At 69.4% G+C, this 20,526-nt stretch carries 16 protein-coding genes; 15 read left to right on the forward strand and 1 reads right to left on the reverse strand.

The features are described 5' to 3' along the window. Positions 1-81: 81 nt before the first annotated feature. Positions 82-1,929, forward strand: coding sequence for a non-ribosomal peptide synthetase (locus LIV37_RS41105; protein ID WP_020872964.1), 1,848 nt, complete (start codon positions 82-84; stop codon positions 1,927-1,929). After that, the gene (locus tag LIV37_RS41110) at positions 1,926-3,236 is read left to right on the forward strand and encodes a condensation domain-containing protein (RefSeq protein WP_020872965.1); all 1,311 of its coding nucleotides are present in this window, start codon (positions 1,926-1,928) and stop codon (positions 3,234-3,236) included. The genes LIV37_RS41105 and LIV37_RS41110 overlap by 4 nt, the downstream gene beginning before the upstream one ends. An 8-nt stretch (positions 3,237-3,244) precedes the next feature. Here LIV37_RS41110 and LIV37_RS41115 read toward each other — a convergent pair whose 3' ends face one another. Continuing rightward, positions 3,245-4,021 (reverse strand): SDR family NAD(P)-dependent oxidoreductase, encoded by a 777-nt coding sequence (locus tag LIV37_RS41115; protein ID WP_020872966.1) that lies wholly within the window; start codon positions 4,019-4,021, stop codon positions 3,245-3,247. A 359-nt stretch (positions 4,022-4,380) separates the two neighbouring features. On the opposite strand from LIV37_RS41115, the gene LIV37_RS41120 reads away from it, so the two are divergent. From LIV37_RS41120 to sbnB, 13 genes are all read left to right on the forward strand, one after another. Beyond that, complete coding sequence (locus tag LIV37_RS41120) at positions 4,381-5,280, forward strand: alpha/beta fold hydrolase (RefSeq protein WP_020872967.1); 900 nt, start codon at positions 4,381-4,383, stop codon at positions 5,278-5,280. Positions 5,281-5,852: 572 nt separating this feature from the next. Beyond that, entirely contained in the window at positions 5,853-8,768 is a 2,916-nt protein-coding gene (locus LIV37_RS41125; protein ID WP_020872969.1) for an AfsR/SARP family transcriptional regulator, read from the forward strand. A gap of 375 nt (positions 8,769-9,143) precedes the next feature. After that, entirely contained in the window at positions 9,144-9,926 is a 783-nt protein-coding gene (locus LIV37_RS41130; protein WP_020872970.1) for a class I SAM-dependent methyltransferase, read from the forward strand. Between the two features lie 13 nt (positions 9,927-9,939). Further along, complete coding sequence (locus tag LIV37_RS41135; protein ID WP_020872971.1) at positions 9,940-10,653, forward strand: 7-carboxy-7-deazaguanine synthase QueE; 714 nt, start codon at positions 9,940-9,942, stop codon at positions 10,651-10,653. A gap of 37 nt (positions 10,654-10,690) precedes the next feature. Next, the gene (locus tag LIV37_RS41140) at positions 10,691-11,053 is read left to right on the forward strand and encodes a 6-pyruvoyl trahydropterin synthase family protein (protein WP_121823900.1); all 363 of its coding nucleotides are present in this window, start codon (positions 10,691-10,693) and stop codon (positions 11,051-11,053) included. Between the two features lie 37 nt (positions 11,054-11,090). Next, complete coding sequence (gene folE, locus LIV37_RS41145; protein WP_020872973.1) at positions 11,091-11,681, forward strand: GTP cyclohydrolase I; 591 nt, start codon at positions 11,091-11,093, stop codon at positions 11,679-11,681. Between the two features lie 85 nt (positions 11,682-11,766). After that, positions 11,767-12,747: an aspartyl/asparaginyl beta-hydroxylase domain-containing protein gene (locus tag LIV37_RS41150; RefSeq protein ID WP_020872974.1), complete on the forward strand. Its 981-nt coding sequence runs from the start codon at positions 11,767-11,769 to the stop codon at positions 12,745-12,747. A 134-nt stretch (positions 12,748-12,881) separates the two neighbouring features. Then, positions 12,882-13,571, forward strand: a complete 690-nt coding sequence (locus LIV37_RS41155; protein WP_121823899.1) for a 7-cyano-7-deazaguanine synthase — start codon at positions 12,882-12,884, stop codon at positions 13,569-13,571. Beyond that, on the forward strand, positions 13,568-14,593 hold the full coding sequence (locus LIV37_RS41160; RefSeq protein WP_020872976.1) for an isopenicillin N synthase family dioxygenase: 1,026 nt from the start codon (positions 13,568-13,570) through the stop codon (positions 14,591-14,593). Before LIV37_RS41155 ends, LIV37_RS41160 begins: the two co-directional genes overlap by 4 nt. 472 nt (positions 14,594-15,065) lie before the next feature. Next, positions 15,066-16,898, forward strand: coding sequence for an AfsR/SARP family transcriptional regulator (locus tag LIV37_RS41165; protein ID WP_020872977.1), 1,833 nt, complete (start codon positions 15,066-15,068; stop codon positions 16,896-16,898). 153 nt (positions 16,899-17,051) lie between these two features. Next, positions 17,052-18,323, forward strand: coding sequence for an ATP-grasp domain-containing protein (locus LIV37_RS41170; RefSeq protein WP_020872978.1), 1,272 nt, complete (start codon positions 17,052-17,054; stop codon positions 18,321-18,323). A 215-nt stretch (positions 18,324-18,538) separates the two neighbouring features. Then, a complete protein-coding gene (gene sbnA / locus LIV37_RS41175; protein ID WP_167525776.1) occupies positions 18,539-19,492 on the forward strand; it encodes a 2,3-diaminopropionate biosynthesis protein SbnA in 954 nt (317 codons plus the stop codon). Positions 19,493-19,515: 23 nt separating this feature from the next. After that, positions 19,516-20,526, forward strand: coding sequence for a 2,3-diaminopropionate biosynthesis protein SbnB (gene sbnB, locus LIV37_RS41180; RefSeq protein WP_121824981.1), 1,011 nt, complete (start codon positions 19,516-19,518; stop codon positions 20,524-20,526).

The raw sequence follows: 20,526 nt of genomic DNA on the forward strand, positions 1-20,526 counted from the left end.
CTGTGTCATATCCCCGGCCGGGCGTGCGGCGATATGACACAGGCCCTCACCCACGATCCAAGTCCAAGGAAAGGTTGTTCCATGTCGAACCTCGATGCCGTCAGCCCGGTGCTCGCGGTCATTGAGCGTCATGCGCAGACCCGGGGTGACGCGCCCGCGATCATCGTGCCGGGCGAACCGGCCGGGCTGAGCTACCGGCATCTGTCCGGCCGCATGCACGCCGTCCGCACGGCGCTGACCGGGCTCGGGGTGCGCCCCGGGCACCGGGTCGCGGTGGTCCCCGGAGAGGACGCCGACAGCGCCGCGCTGCTGCTCGGGGTGGTCGCCGCCGCGGCCTGCTGCCCGGTCAATCCGCTCTGGTCGGCCGCCGAGACCCAGGACTACCTGGACACGCTCGACGTCGCGCTGATCGTGCTCGCCGACGGAGCCGGAACCGCCGCCGCGCAGCAGGTGGCGGCGGCCAAGGCAGCCGCGGTGACGCTCCGGTTCAGCGGCGAGGACGTGGTGGTGGAGCCGCGGGGCGGCGGCCGCCCGGCCGAGACGGCGGCGACCGGGCCGTATCCGGACGAGGCGGTGCTGCTGCGGACCTCGGGTACGACGTCCATCGGCAAGGTCGTGTCCCTCAGCGCCGCCGGCGTGGTCGCGGCCGCCCAGGCCACGGTGGACGCCTACCACCTGACCGACTCCGACCGCCGGTTCAACATCATGCCGTTCTTCCACGTCCAGGGCCTGGTCGGTTCGCTGATCGCCTCGCTGCTCCCGGGCGGCAGCATCGTCTGCGCGCCGGCCCCGGACCCGGCCACCGCACTGCGGCACGCGCTGGACAGCGAGGCGACCTGGCTCTCGGCCACCCCGACCATGCACCGGCTGATGGTGCGGTACGTCCCCCGGGACCGCGAGTGGCCCGGCCCGCTGCGCTTCGTCCGCTGCGGCTCCGGAGCCCTGACGGCGGGCCTGCGGGCCGAACTCGAGGCCGGTTACGGCCTGCCGGTGGTCGAGTCGTACGGGATGTCCGAGGCGCATCAGATCGCCTCGACCCCGCTGCCGGGCGATCCGGACGCCGCCGGGCTCGTCCCCACCGGCTCCGAGGTCGCGGTCCTCGACCAGCACGGCCGGGTCAGCACCGCGCCGGACGCGTCCGGCGAGATCGTCATCCGCGGCGCCAACGTCATGCACGGGTATGTGTGGCCGCCCGGCCTGGAGTCCCCGTTCGTGCGCGGCGGTTCCGCCGGTGACACGGAAGGGGCCGGCTGGCTGCGCACCGGTGACCTGGGCCGGTTGCTGCCGGACGGCTCGTTCCTGATCACCGGGCGGGCCAAGGAGATGATCAACGTGGGTGGCGAGAAGGTGTCGCCGTTCGAGGTGGAGGCCGCGATGCTGAGCCATCCCGCGGTGGCCGAGGCGGTCGCGTTCGGCATCCCCGACCCGGTCCGCGACGAACAACTCGGTACCGTGCTCGTGCTCAGGCCGGGAGCGACGCTGGGTGACGAGGAGTTCCGGACGTACCTCGGGCAGCGGCTCGCTCCGGTCAAGGTTCCCCGGTTCTTCCTGCGCCGCGCGGACATCCCGGTCGCCGAATCCGGCAAGATCCAGCGCGGCTCGCTGGCCAAGGTGCTGGCCGACGAGTTGGACGCGGCCGGGCCGATGGCGGAATCGGACGGGCGGACCGCACCACGGACGCCGGTCGAGGCCATGGTCAAGGGGCTGTGGTCGCTCGTGCTCAAGCGGGAGGACATCGGCGTGGACAACGACTTCATGGCCCTGGGCGGGGACTCGATGGCCGGGATGGCGCTGCTGAGCCTGGTCGAGGACAGCCTCGGCGTGGCCATCACCCCGGCTGAGCTCTTCACCGACATCACGACGATCGAGGCGATGGCCGCGGCGATCAGCGAACGCACCTCCGGCACCGCGGAAGGAGCCGGCCGATGACCGAGTCGGACAAGCACCGGTTGATGGTGCCGGACGACAAAGTCCTCGCCGGTGGCCTGATGAGCGTGCCCATTCTCTACCGGTTCCGCGGACCACTGGACCGGGCCGCGCTCAGCCGTGCGCTCGACCGGGTGGTGGACCGGCACGTATCGCTGCGGATCCGTTACGAGCGGGCCGGTCTGCGGAGGCTGCGCGAGCACGTCCTGCCACCCGGCGTTCACCTGCCGCTGGGCGAGACCGTCGTATCCGACCCGGACGAGGCCGAGCGGCTGATCGTCGCGCGCATGGCCGAGATGTTCGACCCGGACGGCCTGCCGCTCACGGCCGACCTGTACCGGCTGGCCGACACCGAGCATCTGCTGCTGATCAACGTGAACCACCGGGTCACCGACGCGTGGTCGAACGCCCTGATCCGCCGTGACCTGGCCCGGTTCTACAACGCCGAAACCGGTGTGGAGACCGAGCCGCTCCCCGACATCGAATGGCTGCCCGGCGACTACTACGCCTGGCGGGACACCCGGATGGCCGGCGAGCCGGGTCGCCGCCACGCCGAGTACTGGGACCGGCAGGCGCCCCTGCTGAAATGGGCCGGGCTGCGCCGCCACCCCGAGAAGTTCGGCGCTCGGCGGCCACCGTTCCGGACGGTGGATCTCCCGTTCTCCCCCGCCGACGCGGCCGCGCTGCGGGAGCTTGCCGCCGCCGAGCGCACCACGATGTACGCGGTGTTGCTGGCCCTGCTGTTCGGCGTGCTGCACGCCGCGACCGGGGAGCGCGCTCTGGTGGTCTGCTCGATCCACGCCAACCGGATCCGCCCGGAGACCTGGAACACCGTGGGACAGTTCGCCAATCTGACCTATCTGCGGGTGGACCTGCCCCCCGAGCCCGCGTTCCGGGACGTGCTGAGGGCGACCCGGACCACGTCACTGGACGCGCTGGCCCATCAGGAGTACCCGCTCCTCAATGTCGTGACCCACCCCGGCACGACGCCGCGGACCGTGTCCCGGGCCGGCGAGGTGGCGTTCAACATGCTGGCCACGCCGCCGGGAGCGGACGGGCTCCACGGGGCGGACTTCCACGGTCTGCAGACGGTGGCGCTGCCCTTCCCCGCCGGTGTGAGCAGCCACTTCGACCTGGAACTGTTCATCACGCCCGGCCCTGACGGCCCGGGCGGCGCGCTGCGCTGGGCCGAGGGCGTCTACGAGCCGGAATTCGTGGCCGATTTGGCGGACACGTACGCATCAATAGTTTCGGCAGTGGCACAGGACCCGGACGTGGCGCTGTCCGACTTCCGCAAACGCTTCCGATGAGCGGGTAATCAGCCGATCATGAACTGGCCGCCGTCGACGTGAATGGCGGCGCCAGTGATGGCCGCGGACCGCTCGGCCGCGAGGAACGCGCACGCCCAGGCGATCTCCGCGGGCTGCGGCTGCCGCTTGATCGCGATGGTTTCCCGGGCGAACCGCTCCGACCGCCCGGGAGTCATCCCCGGATGGGTCTCCAGGTCGCGGACGGTGTCGGCGAATCCCGGGTTGATGTCGTTCACCGTGATCCCGAACGGCCCGAGGCTGCGGGACAGGGAGCGGGTAAGGGTCCGCAATCCGCCCTTGGCGGTGGAGTGGGGTATCCGGGTCGGGCCGCCGATCCAGCCGTCCGGCCCGTTCATGTGCACGATCCGGCCCCAGCCGTGCTCGCGCATCCCCGGCGCGAACGCTTTGGCGAGGTACCACGACGCGGTCAGCTGCTGGTTGAGGTGATGGTGCCAGTCCTCGTCCGTCGTGTCCCAGAAGTCCTTGTGCAGCCGCCGGGCGGCGTTGCTCACATAGATGTCGACACGCCCGAACGCCTGCTCCGCCCGGGCCTTCAACTCCAGCACCGTCGACTTCTCGGCCGCGTCGCCGAGCACGACGATGGCCTTCGCGCCGAGGGCCTCCGCCTCGTCCTTGACCTCGTTGGCCTCGTCCGCGTTCGACCTTGAATTGATGACGACGTTCGCGCCGCGGGCAGCGAACTCGAGGACGATCGCCTTGCCGAGATTACGGCCGGATCCGGTGACGAGCAGCGTCTTCCCGGCGATCCCGAACTCATCGGACATGTGGTGCTCCGCCTCTCTCCTGGCGTCCCTGGCCTTAGGGTCCTTCTGACGGATCTCCGCGGCGTGGCGGCGTCCGGCACGTCCTCTCGCCGCACCGCACGAAAACCCAAGTAGCTCCGCTACGAGGGTCTCCGCGCGGCACGCCGAGAGCACGCTCCCCCAGCTACCGCTGGGAGGTGCCCCCTGACGCCGCTCCGGTCCTCCACGGAGATCCGTCAGAAGGACCCTAGCGGTGGTGCCAACTGGCTCAGTGGCCCGATGGTGGGATGGGCAGGGATCTTCGAAATCATAGGCGACGAAATGGACTTGAGGTGAGGATCCCGCTCGAGCGGCCGCCGCCCTCTGGTTGACTTTCCCGCATGACCACATCGGCTGATCCGGATTCCACCGCGCCGCCCGCGTGGTACACCGCCGCGCTGGCTACGCCGGTCACCGAACATGAGATCACGGTGGCGGGCACCCCGATCGTCTACCGGGCCTGGGGCGAGCCGACCGGGCGCGGCATCGTACTCGTACATGGGGCCGCCGCACATTCTCGCTGGTGGGACCATGTCGGCCCGCAGTTGGTCAGCGGCCGGCGGGTCATCGCGCTGGACCTGTCCGGACACGGTGACAGCGGCAGGCGCGACGCGTACGGCCTCGAGATCTGGATGCGTGAAGTGCTCGCCGTCATCGCGGACGCGGGGCTCGACGTGCCGCCGGTGGTGATCGGGCACAGCCTGGGAGGCGCGGTGACGCTCCGGCTGGCCGCGCTGTCCGGGCACCGCATCGAGGGGGCCGTCCTGATCGATTCCCCCATGATCGGCCCGGTGGCGGCGAAACGCGCGACGCGGGAACAGCGCACCTTCGGGGCGGCGACACGCCTCTATTCCTCGCGTGCGGCGATCATCGGGCAGTTCAGTCCCATGCCCAGCCAACCGGTGCTCGGTTACGTCGCCGACCATGTCGCCGCCACGTCCATCCGCGAGGTGGCCGGTGGTTGGACCTGGAAATGGGACCCCGCCATTTTCGCGCGGGAGCGTGTCGAAAACCCGTTGATCCCACTGGACTGCCGGGTGGCGCTGGTGCACGCGGAGCGTGGCATCGTCTCGGCGGAACGCCGCGAAGCCATGTATGACCAGCTCGGCCGGGTCGCCTCGGTCATCGAGGTCCCCGGCGCGAGACATCACATCATGCTCGACCAGCCCCTCGCGCTTGTCGCCGCGATCCGCACCCTGCTCTCCGACTGGGCGCATTCCCCGTCAGGGCGATCGGGCTGAACCCGCTGGAGGCGCGTCTGCGGCCGGCGGTCGCTCGAAGTGCTCCGCTGCTGTGACACCCGTTTGTGGCGCTGATGTTCTATCGGAACGTCGCTGTGGTTCAAGTCCGCGCCGTGCCGATCTTCCTAGGCTTCGGAAGCAGCGCAGACCCGAGCGGATGTAAGCCCCGCGTACGTGAAAGACGAGAGACCCGTGAACCAGGAAATTCCGGCCGCGTGGCCGTCATCACGGGCGCCGGTTCCGGCCTCGTGGGGCCGCTGTCGCGCACACGTTCGCACCGGCGGCCGTCGAAGCGCATCGCCAACCGGGGCCCGTCCACCGTACTGATCAACGGCCTGGCCGGATGTGCCATGGAAGTGGGCCGGAAAGCGCGGCGCGTCGCCCGCCGAGAAGTCTAGTGATATCCGTGGCCAATTATGGAACCTTTCGTGTCAGATACACATGTATCTGACTGTGGCAGCACTAACGTTGGCCAACGGTTGCGAATGAGTAGCCAGGTCGGCATGAGTTCCGCCGCCCAATTGCGCGAGCCGGACCAGGTCTGGCGGGTACCACAGGAAACAGGGTTGTGCATGGCAGCTTCGGCAGACTACGACGGCAGTGGCGTGACGGCGGCTCCCTTCCGGGTGCTCGGGCCGCTTGAGGTGAGCGGTGAGCTGGGGGCCGTGTACGTGGCACCGGGGCGGCAGGAGATCGTCCTCGGGGCTCTGGTGCTCGAACTGAACCGGGTGGTGGAGACCACCTATCTGGTGGATGTCATCTGGGCGCACGATCCGCCGAAGACCGCACGCACCCAGGTGCAGATCTGCGTCTCCCGGCTCCGCAAGGCGCTGGCGGACGGGGGAGTCGACGCCACCATCGAGACCCGCGCCCACGGGTACATCCTGAGGGCACCGGAGGACGCGACCGACGTCGGCAACTTCCACCGCCTGCTGACTGAGGCGCATGCCCTGGCCCGTGAGGGCCTGAAGGTGGCCGCGGTGGACGCGCTCCGCGCGGCGACAGGCCTGTGGCGGGGCCGGTGCCTGGCCGGTGTACTCAGCGAGGTCCTGGCCGGTACGGCGGCGCAGTTGGACGAGAGCCGCCTGGAGGCGGTGGAGACCTGCATGCGGCTGGAACTGGAGCTGGGCCGTCACGAGCACCTGGTCGGCGAACTGCAGCAGCTTGTCGCCGGGCATCCGCTGCGCGAGCGGCTGCGGGGGCACCTCATGGTCGCGTTATTCCGCTCGGGCCGACAGGCGGAGGCGCTGGACGCCTATCACCAGGGCCGCGCGTTGCTCACCGAAGAACTGGGCCTGGACCCGGGAAGGGAACTGCGCGACCTGGCGCAAGCGATCCTGACCGACGACGCCGACCTGGCACTGGCCGAACCGGCCGAGCCACGTTCTCTCGTGGCGACGCCGCTCCCCGAGGCGGTGCAAGAGCGTGGTGCCGATCCCAATCCGGTCGTGACCCCGAGGCAACTTCCCGCCGACATCGGCGACCTGGTAGCCGATGACGTGATCGTTGCGGCGGTCTGCGACGCCGTCACCGGGGGACAGGAGAAGGGGCAACTGAACGTGGTCCTGGTGCTCGGCGGACCTGGTGTCGGCAAGAGCACGTTGGCCAGGCATGTGGCGCACCGGCTCGCGGCCGGGTACTTCCCGGACGGACAGCTCTACTGCGACCTGCGAGGGCCGGGCGGACAACCGGTGGGCTCCGCCGAGGCGCTGGGGCGGTTCCTCCGGGCGCTGGGCGTACCGGGCCAGGCCATACCCGACGCGCTGGATGAGCGCGCGAAGATGTACCGCAGTCTGCTGGCCGATCGCCGGATCCTGGTGTTGCTGGACGACGCGGTGAGCGAGTCGCAGGTGATGCCGCTGCTGCCCGGAACCGGCAGCAGCGGTGTGCTGGTCACCAGCCGCGGCCAGCTCACGGCGCTGCCGGGCACCCGCCGGTTCGACTTGGAGCCGCTGGGCCAGGAGCAGGCCGTCCAGCTCCTGGGGCGGATCATCGGAGAGCATCGTGTGGAGGGCGAGCGGGAGGCGGCACGGGCCCTCATACGCCTGGTGGGCGGGCTGCCCCTCGCGCTGCGCATCATCGGCGCGCGGCTGGCCGCGCGCCCGCACTGGTCACTGACCTCCATGTGGCACCGGCTTGAGAACGAGCACCGCCGGTTGGACGAGCTGGCATACGGCGAGCTGTCGATCCGGGCGAGTCTTTCCCTCAGCTACGACGGGCTGGCGGCGGCCGACCGTCGCCTGTTATGTCTGATCAGCCTGGCCGAGGGGACGGAGATTCCGGGCTGGCTGGGTGCCGCCCTCATCGACGACCGCACGCCGCACCCTGCCGACCTGCTGGAACCGCTCATCGACAGGCGGCTCCTCGACATCACCGCCATGGACCAGGGCGGGGAGTTCCGATGCGGACTGTCGCAGATGGTGCGGACGTTCGCGCACGAACGGCTGCCCCTGGAGATCCCCGAGGCGGAACGCGCCGGAGCGGTGCGGCGGATGGTCGGTGGCTGGATGGCGCTCGCGGAGAGGGCGCACAAAGAGATCTACGGCGGTGCGTACACCATCGTGATGGGCCGGGGCGAACGGTGGCATCCGCCGGAGGAGCATGTCCGGCGGTGCCTGCGCGACCCGCTCGGATGGCTGGAGAGCGAGCAGACCAACCTGTTGAACGCGGTCGAGTTGGCGGCCCGGTCCGGGCTGGACGAGTTGTGCTGGGAGCTGGCCACGACCCTGGTGACGCTCTTCGAGGCCCGTGGCTATCCCGAACTCTGGGCACGCACCCATCGGATAGCGCTGACCGCGGTACAGGAGGCCGGTAACGAGCGGGGCCAGGCGGCGGTTCTCGGCTCGTTGGGGACCCTGCACCTGCACCGGGGCGAGCATGAGGCGGCAGGCCCTTACCTCAGCGCCGCTTTGGAGATCTTCGAGCGGATCGGGGAGCTGAGTGGCCAAGCGCTGTGTCTGCGTGACCTGGCGCGCATCGAGCGGCACCATGGTGACGACGACCGGGCGCTGGCCCTCTACGAGAGCGCCGAGCGCAACTTCTCACGGGCGCAGGACGTCATCGGCCGGGCGTATGTGCTCGGCGAGATGGCACACATCACGATGCGGCGAGCAGACTTCGCGCGGACCCGTTCGTATCTCGACGAGGCTCTCGGGATCTGCCGGTCAGCCGGCTTCGACCGGGGCCAGGCCCTCACACTGCGGCGCCTGGGCCAAATGCTGATGCACCAGCACCGGTACGAGGCGGCGGAACGGACCCTGCTCGAGGTCCTCGCGATGGTCAGAGCCAGCGGCGACCTGGTCGGAGAGGGGTACGTGCTGCACGACCTCGGCCGGGTCAACGCCCACCTGCGCCGCGTGGAACAGGCCGTCCAGTACTACTCGCAGTCGGCCAGGGTCCGCGAGCGGATCCTGGACCACGGCGGGGCCGCCGCCGTACGCGCTGACATCGTTGCCATCCTGGGCAGGCCGATGACGTCGGTCGGCTGATACCAGGGGGCACGCTGGTCCATCATGTCCACGGCGTGTTGGCGAGGGGCTTTTCGTCGGCCGGTGTCACGGCTACCGCGGCAGCCGGTGACTTCTCGATGGCCATCTTCAGTTCTCCTCGCCTCGCGATCCGTTCGGACGTTGCTGGAACCAGCGTGAACCAGGTGCCCATCGCGGCCGCATGCTCGCGCTATCACCGTCCTATCCCGGCCCCGTCCCGCCGTGGATGCGCCGTGATGCCGGGCCGATAGGGCGACACCGGAGATTGGGTCCTGCCGACCTCGGAGCCCCTTCAGCCCCTTCGGGGGACGGCTCTCAAGGGGTGGTCCGAAGGACCGTAGTGACCACCGTGACTCAGGGGAAGGTGCACGGCCGATGACGATGGACGCGGAGTTCTACTCCCGGGTGGCCGAGCGGTTCGGCGGCTACTTCAGCGATGCGCGGAGCACCGACGTATTCCCCGATGGCCGCCCGGATGCCGTCTTCGATGAGCTGGTGACCGCGCTGGGCGCCCCGCAGGCCCGACTGCTGGATGTCGGCTGTGCCGACGGGCGTAGTCTGCTGCGCGTCTCTTCCGCGTACGGCGCCGCGACCGGGATGGATCTGTCGCCCTCGATGCTGGAATGCGCCGCGCGGTACCGAGCGGAGGCGGGCCTGGCGCACGTCACGTTCGAGCTGTGCGATGCCGCCCACACCGGACTACCCGATGGGGACGTCGATGTGGTCACTTCCCGCCGCGGTCCGCTGATCGCCCAAGAGTTCAAGCGGGTGCTCCGCCCCGGCGGTGCCGTGGTGTACATGGGAATCGGGGAGCAGGACGCGCGCGAGCTGAAAGAAACGTTCGGCCGAGGCCAGGACTTCGACAGCTGGAACGGCAGGCCATTGTCGGAGGAGATCGCTCAAGAACTGTCCGACGCGGGCTTCGTCGTGACAAGAAACCAGGCGTTCCGGTTCGAGGAGTTCTACCACTCGCCGGGCGATCTGGACACTTTTCTGCACCAGGTGCCAATCATCGACAACTACGATTCGGCGGCGGACGAGGAGGCATTCGATCGATATGTCACCGCGGCGACCACCGATCAGGGCGTCCGGCTGAGCCGGCATTGGTTCATCGTGCAGGCGCAGAAGCCGACGGCTGTCGAGTCGTCCCACTCATAGGAAACGGTGCGCCATGGAGCAGGATCTCGTAGTCAACGAAATCTTCGGTCCGACCGTCCAGGGCGAGGGCCGGTCCCTGGGACGCAGATGCGCGTTCCTGCGACTCGGCGGGTGCAACCTGTCGTGCTCGTGGTGCGATACGCCGTACACGTGGGACTGGACCGGAGCCAGTGAGAGCGGGGTCGCCCACGATCCGCGCAAGGAACTGCACCGCCGCCCGGTCGGAGATGTCCTCACGGAATTGCTCGCATTCGACACCGAGCTGATCGTGATCTCCGGCGGTGAGCCCCTGGGCCAGCAGGAGCGGCTGATTCCTCTGGTGGCGGCACTGACCGGACACGGTAAAGAGATCGAGATCGAGACCAACGGGACGCACGCCGCGCACCCCGAACTCATCGCCGCCGGCGTCAGGTTCAACGTCTCGCCGAAGCTGTCGCACTCGGGCGACACCCTGCAGCGCAGGATCGTCCCTGAGGCACTCACCAGCCTCTCGGCACTGCCGGGAAGCACGTTCAAGTTCGTCTGCCAGAACACCCGCGATCTCGACGAAGTGGCCCAGCTGGTCGCCACCTTCGACCTGTCCTCGGTATGGATCATGCCGATCGGGCGTACCGCCGACGATGTCACAAAACACATGAGCGAGCTGGCCGACGCCGTGGTGGAGCGCGGCTGGAACCTGACGACCAGACTTCACACCTTGTTGTGGGACGAAAAACGCGGCGTGTGAGCACCGGCACACGCAAAGGAGAAGGGAACTCGGATCGATGACATTTCGAATCACGAAGAAATTTGAATTCTCGGCCAGTCATCGGCTTACCGGCCTTGCTCCTGAGCACCAGTGTGCCCGAATGCACGGGCACAACTATGTGATCGAGTTGGAGCTCGCGGCCGATGACGCGGATCTGTTGCCCGTGGGCTTCGTTCGAGACTACGGAGACTTGTCCGCGTTCAAGGTCTGGCTGGACAACCATCTTGATCATCGGCATCTGAACGATGTGATGGACGAAAATCCGACGGCTGAGAATATGGCAGCCTGGGTCTACAAGACATGGTCGATGGAGTTTCCCGAGTTGACCTGCGTGCGTGTCTCGGAAACTCCCAAGACTTGGGCCGAGTACCGGCCGTGAGGTCAGTGACTCCGAAGCCCGGACGAAAGGTGACCGCATGTCGGTGACAGAATTGGACCTCGATGGTGACTCATCGGCGTCGAGGACGACCGAGGACCCTCTGGTCGGGATCGCCCGCCAACTGCTGGAGGAGATCGGCGAGGACCCGAATCGCGACGGACTGCGCGACACGCCCGCGCGATTCGCCCGCTGGTGGCGAGAGTTCATCAACTACGACCCGGGTTCGCTGGGCACTCTCTTCGAGTCCATCGGCACGAGCCAGCTCGTAGTCGTCTCGGACATTCAGGTCTGGTCCCTGTGCGAGCACCACCTCCTGCCGTTCAACTGCTCGGTGACGATCGCGTACCGCCCGGCGGGGCAACTGCTCGGCCTGTCGAAGTTCGCCAGGGTCGCCCATCAGTACGCGCACAAGCTGCAGGTCCAGGAGCGCCTCGTGGACCAGATCGCGCTCGAGATCAGCACCCTGAGCGGCACCCCGGACGTCGCGGTCATAGCGAAGGGCGAGCACCTCTGCATGTCGATGCGCGGCATCAAGGCCGCCGCGCAGATGACATCCACCGCGTATCGCGGGGAGTTCAGCACGGACGCCGGACTCCGGGGCGAGCTGTTCGACCTGCTCCGGGCGTGACGAGCCATCCGATTCGAATCGGCGCTGACCGACTTCACCAGCGCATCGCCGGAGCGGTGGGTTTTCTCGTCATGAAAGGACAACGATGAACGACAATGACTCTTTGACGCCCGCGGAAGCGGTTCGCCTGCTCCCCGCGCTGGACGCCGACCGGCTGGTGGCCGACCTGATGACGGCGCGCGACCACCTGTGGGACCAACAGCGCGTGTACCGAGACGGGGCTGTGGTCAGGCAGGCCGAGGAGGACTGGCGCTGCCTCGCGGTGCGCAGCCCCGGTGGTGACAAGACACGTACCGACCCGGGCGGCCCCGGTGGTGCGGAGTTCGCCGACACCGAGTGGCTGGCCCATATGCCGTACGTCCGGGAGATCCTGCGTTCGATCCCCGGACCCCTCTTCGCGGCCCGGTTCATGGATCTCGGCCCCGACACCGTCGGCTACCGCCATTGCGACTTCAAGTTCGCCCCGGACTGGGGAATGGCCCGGCTGCACATCCCGGTCATGACCCACGAGAAGGCCACGCTGGAGCTTGACGGGGTGACCTATCGCTGGCAGCCCGGCGAGTTCTGGTTCGGTGACTTCAGCCGCATGCACCAGATCGAGAACCTCGGTCCCGAGCATCGGGTGCACCTGGTCGTGGACGTACTTGTCACACCGGAGCTCGCGCAGCTGTTCCCGGCTGACTGGGCCGACTACTTCAACGGCCCGGACGTGCTCTACAACCGGCCGGCGGTGGCCTTGACCGACGGCGAGCGGGAAGCGGCCCCGTGTTCGTTCGACGCGCCGGAGCACCTGCTGGAGGTGGAGGAGTTCGGGTCGCTCACCTGCCCGCAACCGCAGGCCACCTTCCACGTCGTCGACACCGGCACGGAGCTCGCCATCCGATCCCCCCGGGACCACCTGTTCCCGCTGGTTGCCCTCGGCGGAGACGAGTACCGCCTGGTCGGGTGGAGCGAGGAGCGAACCGTGACCATGCGGCTGGACGCTCCGCGGCCCGAGGTCGAGCTGACCTACCGCAGGGGCCGGCGGGCGACCCGGCTGGTCGTCCCGGCCACGCCGGCGGCATGACCGGCACCGTGCGGCAACCGCTGTGCACGGCGGCGCCGAGCCACGCGTCCGCCGCCGTGTCCGCGCACGGCACACCGCCGCTCTGATCCCCAGGCACTGATCCACAACCATTTCCATCCGCCGGAAGGCGACGCATGCCCAAAACTGTCGCAATCGTGTCCGGCGGCCTGGACTCGGTCACCATGGCCTATCACCTCCAGGCACAAGGACACACGCTCCGACTGCTGTCCGTGAACTACGGGCAGCGCCACCTCATCGAGCACGAGTTCGCCGCGAAGGCGGCTCGAACCCTCGGGGTGCCGCACGACGTCGTCGACCTCAGCCCGGTCGGCAAGCTCATGCACGGCTCCTCGCTCACCGACCCGGACGTCGACGTGCCGGATCAGAAGAGGGACTCGCCCGGCGAGAGCCCGAACGTCGTGCCCAACCGCAACGCCCTGCTGCTGTCCGTCGCCTTCGCGGTCGCCGTCGCCGAGAAGGCGGAAGCGGTGGCCATCGGGGTGATCGACGACCCACAGGCCGCGCCCGACGCCAATAGCGCGTTTCTCGACTCCTTCCTCGCCATGGAGAAGATCGCGACCCACGGATACGCGCACCCCGAGCTGACCTTGACGGCGCCGCTGGCCGAACTGCGCAAGAGCGGCGTGGTGTCGCTCGGCGAGGAGCTCGGCGTCCCCTGGACCGATACCTGGACCTGCATGCGTAGCGGCCCGCTGCACTGCGGACGGTGCGCTTCCTGCTGGGACCGCCAGGAAGCGTTCCAAGACGCCGGCGTGACCGACCCGACGACCTACCAGACCAGCAATGCGAAGGTGCTGCCATGACCGACCCCTTTCCGGTGCTCGACCTCCGTGACGCCGCCGGTTCGGAAGAAACCCGGGCAGAGTTCCTGAACCGGTTGCGCAAGGCCATCCACGAGGTCGGCTTCTTCCAGCTCGTCGGTCACGGTGTCGAGGACTCCGACGACATGCTCGAGCTGGCCCGCCAGTTCTTCGCCCTGCCCGAGGCCGATCGGCTCGCGCTGAACATCCTCGACTCGCCGCTGTTCCGCGGCTACTCCGAACTCGGCCGCGAACACACCAAGGGAATCCCCGACCAGCGCCAGCAGCTGGACATCGGGCCGGAGCAGCCCACGAGGACGTCCGCGCCCGGCGATCCCGCCTACCGGTGCCTGATCGGCCCGAACGAGTGGCCCAAGGCGATGCCCGAGCTGCGCCCGGCCATCGAGTCTTGGATCACCCGGCTGACCGATCTGTCACATCGACTGCTACGGCTGATGCTCGAGTCGCTCGACGCCCCCGCCGGGTTCCTGGACGACGTGGTCGATCCGGATCCGCAGATCCACCTGAAGCTTCTGCACTATCCCGGTCCCACGCGGACGAGCGAGGACGACGGCTCCGGCCAGGGGACCGGCATCCACAACGACCTCGGGCTGCTCACCCTGCTCGTCCAGGACGACAACGGTGGCCTCCAGGTCGCGGTCGAGGAAGACCAGTTCATCGATGTGCCGGTGATCCCGGGGGCGTTCGTGGTCAACCTGGGGGAGCTGCTGGAGGTGGCGACGAGGGGCTATGTGCGTGCCACCCTGCACCGGGTGGTCCGGCCCGCCCCGGGCGTCAACCGCTACTCCATTCCCTTCTTCTACAACCCTCGGCTGGACGCCACGATGCAGCCGCTGCCCAGCCCATATGTCGAGGGCGCCGGCGGAGTCATCGACGTCGCCGACAACCCGCTGTTCGCGCTGTACGGCGACAACGTCATGAAGGGGCTGGTCCGCTCCTTCCCCGACATCGTGGCCCGGCACCACCCGAACCTGGCCGCGGCGGCCAAGTCCACGAGTGCCTGACCTGGAGCCGCACACCCGAGCAGGCCGCCGGGCCGGCCGGCCGATTCAGCCGCGTCGGAGTGCTGAAGTTCGACGATAGGGCGCGGCTCGTGCCGGCGGAGGCGATGAGCGCGGTGCGGGCCGAGGCCGGCCGGCTCATCGCCGAGCACGGAAGCCCCCGTGACCTCGTTCTGGAGCAGATCGCCGCCGGCGAGGTCACGCCGAAGAGATTGTTCGTTCGCCGGGCCACTCGCCCGGAGGAGGCGCCCACGAAGCGCCCCGACCCTGGTCGGACCCGAGGCACGCGCCATCCACGCGGCCACGGACGGCACGGACAGGCAGCGTTCCACGAGCGACGCGGGCCGGCACTCGCCGGGGACGAACGTCCGGGCGGACCGCGTCGCCGGCCGGGGTGACGCCGGGCAGGGCGGCTGCGATCCGGCACCGAACTCCTCTGACGGGGACCGAACGAACATGAGGCAGGGCGAATTTCATGAGAATCAACCTTCTCGGGCCGCTCCAGGCCTACGGGGACGATCACCGCGTCGACCTGGCGCCGGCCGCCCAGAAAGTACGTCAGACACTGGCACTGCTCGTGCTGAACGCGGGCCGGGTGGTGCGCTTCGAGCAACTCATGGACGAACTGTGGGACGACGACCCACCGGCCAGCGCGCACACCGCCCTGCAGACGTATGTGTACCAGCTCAGGAAGCGGTTCTCCCTCGGCAACCCGAGGAGCGGCGGCGCGGTACGGGCGGCCGGCCCGCTGCTGGGCACGGTCGACGGCGGCTACCAGCTTTCGCTGCCCGCCGACCACGTGGATGTCTTCCGCTGCGAGCCGCTGCTCGCCCGCGCCCGTGCGGAGTTCCGTGACGAGGACTTCGCCCGGGCCCGTGACACGGCCGCCGCGGCGCTGCAGCTGTGGCGGGACGATGCCCTGGTGGACGTACGCAAGGGGCCCGCGCTGCAGGCCGAGGCGGTCCGCCTGAAGGAGCTGCGTACCAGCGCACACCACCTGCGGATCGAAGCCGACCTGCACCTCGGCCGGCACCACGAGGTGCTCGGCGAACTCAGCTCGATGGCCGGGCGGGAACCCACGAACGAGTGGGCCCAGCGCAATCTGATGACGGCTCTCTACCGCATGGACCGGCGGGTGGAGGCGCTCCAGGTCTACCAGCGGGCACGCGAGCGGATCGCCACCGAGCTGGGCCTCGACCCTTCCCCCGAACTCCAGGCCCTGCACACGGCCGTGCTCACGTCGGACGAGGAGCTGCTGCGTCCCGCCGGGCGGCTGACGGCCGTGACCGCCGCCACCCGGGCGCCCTGCCATCTGCCCGCCCCGCGCGAACGCCTGACCGGACGCGCCGGCCAACTGGCGCGCATCACCGCGGCGCTGGCGGGCCGGGCGCGGGAGGACCGGCCGCTCGTGATCGTGGGGGGCGCTCCCGGCACGGGGAAGAGCGAGCTGTGCCTGCACGCCGCGCATCAGGTGAGCGGCCACTACCCGGACGGACGGCTCTACGCACGTCTCCGTGACGGCGCCGGGCGGCGGGTGCGGCCCGCCGAGATCCTCCGCTCGTTCCTGCGTGGACTCGGCGCGACGGAGGAGCAGTTGCGGCTGGGCACCACCGACCTGAGCCTGCTGTTCCGCAGCTGGACCGCCGACCTGCGCGTCCTGGTGGTGCTCGACGACGTGTGCGACGTACGGGACCTGACGCCGCTGCTGCCGTCCGGCGGTGGCTGCGGCGTGGTGATCGGCAGCCGGCGGCGGCTGTTCGTGTCCTCGTCGGCGGTCCACGTCGAACTGGCCGGACTGTCCTTCGACGACTGTCTGCACCTGCTGGCATCCTCCGTGCCGAACCACCGGACCACCATGGACCCGGAGGGGCTGCGGCGGCTGGCCGGGCTGTGCCGGGGGCTGCCGGGCGCGCTCTTCGCGGTGGCTTCGCAGCTGCGCCGCCGCCCGCACTGGACGGCCCGGCAGGCCACTGCCTGGGTCCTCGCGTCCGGGGGCGGCGACAGCGATCCGCTGGGCGTGCGGGCCGGATTCGACCGGACGCTCGCGACGCTGCCCGCCGAGTCGCGGTCCCTGGCGTACGCGCTGTTGTCCCCCGGCGTCCCCGACCGGCTCACGCCGGCGCTTGCCGCCGTGGCCCTGGGGATCAGCGACCAGCGGGCCGAGGATCTGCTGGAGGAACTGTCGGAGAGCTACCTGCTGCGCGCGCGGCACCTGTGCGTGAACGGCCGGTTCTCCTACGAGTGGGAGCCTGGGGTACGCCCGTTCGCGGCGCGGCGGAGCAACGCGCCGGTCATGTGCTCGGCCTGAGGCTCACGGCTCCAGGACGACTTCCCCCGTCGCGCCGCGCGTCTCCAGCGCGTGGCGCGGCTCCGTGCTCGCCGGGATGATCTCATGCGGGACCGCACCGGCCGGCCCGCCTCGCCCGAACCGCCCAAGCAACCGAACCCTTGGAGAACCGTCATGCCACAGCGCCCGAAACTCGTCCTCGTCGGCCAGTTGTCCGTGTATCCCTGGGTGTTCGAAGCAGCCGAGCGTGCCGGTATCGACCTGATCCTCATCCCCAGGGGGGACGACTCGGCGGAGTCCGCCGGGCGGGCCAAGGCGGTGGTCGAAGTGCTGCCACTGGACATCGAGGAAAACCCGGAAGGTGCGCTGATCGCGCTCGCCGAGCGCTACCGGCGGGAGCCCTTCGGCGGAATCATGGCGGGCAACGAGAGGGTCGTGCCGTTCGTGGCGCGCGCCGCCCGAGAGCTGGGCCTCACCGGCCTGACCGAGGAGGCGGCGGCCGTGGTGCGCGACAAGCGCAGCATGCGCCAGCACCTGCGGGAGGCGGGTCTGGGCGCGCCCGGCTTCGTGGCCGTCGAGGATCCGGACGGCTGGACCGAGGCGCTGACCTTGCGGTTCCCCGTCGTGGTCAAGCCGGCGAACGGCCACTCCAGCCTCGGTGTGATCCGTGTGGATGACAAGGACAGCCTTGAGCAGGCCGTGGCCCGCACCTGGAAGCTCATCGAAACCCACCACCTGGGGGCCGCCGACGGATCGGCCCCGGAATCCGGTGTGCTGGTCGAGGAGTACCTGGATGGGCCGGAGGTCTCCGCCGAATCCCTCGTGCGCGACGGGCGGGTACGGGTCTGTGGCATCAGCTGGAAGGGGGAACTGGCGGGTCCCTACTTCGAGGAGACCACGCTGCGGGCCCCCGCCCAGCTGCCCGCCGAGATACTCGCCGCGATCGAGGCGGAGGTGATCGGTGCCCACCACGCCTTCGGCGTCACGGAGGGCACCACGCACACCGAAGTGCGGCTGGTCGGCGGGGTGCGGCCGGTGCTGCTGGAGATGGGCGCGCGGATCGGCGGCGGCGGCTTCATGCACCACCTCGTCCACCTCAGCAGCGGGATCGACCTGGCCGCCGAGGCGATGCGCATCCACCTCGGCCAGGAACCGCTCTGCTGGAGTGAGGAGCCGGAACCGGTCGGCCACGTGGCGGCCTACCAGGTGGCGGTCGGCAGCGGTGGACGGATGAAGCGGATACGCGGCTTGGACGCGGTGCGCGACGACCCGCGGGTGGACTACGTGGTGGAGGCCGTGAGCCCCGGCACACTGCTGGCCCCCTACCCGGACCACTCCGGATACCCGGTCATGGTGATCTCCCGTCATGAGTCGGATGCCGAGGCCGAGGAGTACCGCGCCCACCTCGAGCGGACGCTGCACGTCGAGTACGAAGAGCAGGGTTGAGCACACGCCACCGAGTGACCCGAGGGGCTGTTCAGTCGTCCGTTGTGGACGGGCTGAACAGCCTCTCTCCCTTTTCTGTCTTCGGGTGTTTGTCGTAGTGCGCTTGAGTCGCGGTTGAGCCGCTTCGACCGGTTCCGTGCCAGACTCGGCCCATGCTCCACGGGCGTGCGGATCAATCTCTGATCGAACGGGCAAGGCAAATTCGCAGGGGCCTTATGGGAACCCCGCTGATTCCTCTGGCGGACGAGCAGTGTGACATCGTCGCGAAGCTGGAATTCTGCAATCCCACGGGAAGCAGCAAAGACCGTTCGGCGCTGTGGATTCTGGAACAGGCGATCGGCCGCGGGGAGATAGCGCGGGGCACGACGGTGGTCGAGTCCTCGTCCGGCAATTTCGCGCTGGCCCTGGCCTTCTACTGCCGGATGCTCGGCATCTCGTTCGTCCCGGTCATCGATCCGAACTGCAACGAGGCCACCGAGGCCCAGCTCCGGCTGCTGTGCGAGCGGGTGGAGAAAGTCGCCATCCGTGACGGGTCGGGCAGCTACCTGAAGAACCGGCTGTCCCGGGTCCGGGAACTGCTGGTCGAACTCGACTCGGCCTATTGGCCCAACCAGTACGCCAATCCCGATGCCCGCGACGCGCATTACCACTTCACCGCGGGCGAGCTGATCGCACAGGCCGGCCCGCTGGACTATCTCTTCGTCGGCGTGGGCACCGGCGGCACGATCGCCGGGCTCTCCCGCCGGATCAAGGAAACCTACCCCGACTGCGTCGTCGTCGCCGTCGACGCCGAAGGCTCGGTGATCTTCGGCGGCCCGCCGAAGAAGCGGCGGATCCCCGGCATCGGCTCCAGCATCGTGCCACCGCTGTGCGGCCAGGCGCTGATCGACCACGTCGAGATCGTCTCCGAGGCACGAGCCGTCGAGGCCTGCTCCGCCCTGGCCGCCGAGTACGGCCTGTACGCGGGCGGCTCGACCGGCAGCACCTACGCCGCCGTCCAGGACTACTTCGCCCGGCACCGCCCCGGCACCCACCGTCCCCGGGTCGCCTTCATCGCCGCCGACCGCGGCCACGCCTACGCCCAGACCATCTACGACCCCCTATGGGTCCAGCAACTGCACGCGGAAACGGCACAAACCCCCGGCGTCGAAACCCTGGCCGTCAACTGAAGGAGAACCACCCCGTGTCCACCATGGTCCCGCCGCCCATGACCGTGATCGGCGCGGGCGACATCGCCGCCGAGACGGATCGTCACCGTCCAGAGCTCATCGAGGTCGTCCGTGCCGCCTACCTCGCGCACGATGCCGGACAGAGCTCGAACCCGCACAGCTCGTTCCTGCGCTTCCCCCACCAGAGCCGGTCGCGCATCATCTCCCTGCCCGCCTATCTGGGCGGCGAGTTCGAGGTCGCCGGCAACAAGTGGATCGCCAGCTTCCCGGACAACACCCAGCACGGGATCCCCCGCGCCTCGGCCACGCTGATCCTCAACGACTGCGTCACCGGCTATCCGTTCGCCTGCATGGAGTCCTCCATCGTCTCGGCGACGCGGACCGCGGCCTCCGCGGTACTGGGCGCGCAGACGCTGCTCGGCGCGCGCCGTGCCCGCCGGGTCGGCATCGTGGGCACGGGTCTGATCGCCCAGCACGTATGGCGGTTCCTGCGTGATCTCGACTGGGAGATCGACGGCTTCCGGCTCTTCGACCTCGACCCGGCGGCGGCGGACCGCTTCGCCGCCGTCGTGGCCGAGCACACCGAGGCCGAGATCGTGGTCGCCGAGGCGGTGGAGGACGCGTTCACCGACTGCGACCTGGTGGTGCTGACCACGGTGGCCGGCGAACCGCATCTGCACGACCCCGGGCTGCTGGCCCACAACCCGGTGGTCCTGCATCTGTCCCTGCGCGACCTCGCCCCCGAGCTGATCCTCGCCGCCCAGAACTTCACCGACGACGTCGACCACGCCGTACGCGAGCGCACCTCGCTGCACCTGACCGAACAGCGCACCGGCAACCGGGACTTCGTCGACGGCACCCTCGCCGACCTGCTGCGCGGGCGGCTGCACCGGCAGCACGGACGCCCGGCGATCTTCTCGCCGTTCGGACTCGGCGTACTCGACCTCGCCGTCGGCAAGTGGGTGCACGACCGGGTCGTCGCCGCGGGCCGGGGCCACCGCGAGAGGGACTTCTTCACCGGGGTGGGGGTCTGA

It is taken from the genome of Streptomyces rapamycinicus NRRL 5491, from assembly GCF_024298965.1.
GTDB classification, from domain to species: Bacteria; Actinomycetota; Actinomycetes; order Streptomycetales; family Streptomycetaceae; genus Streptomyces; species Streptomyces rapamycinicus.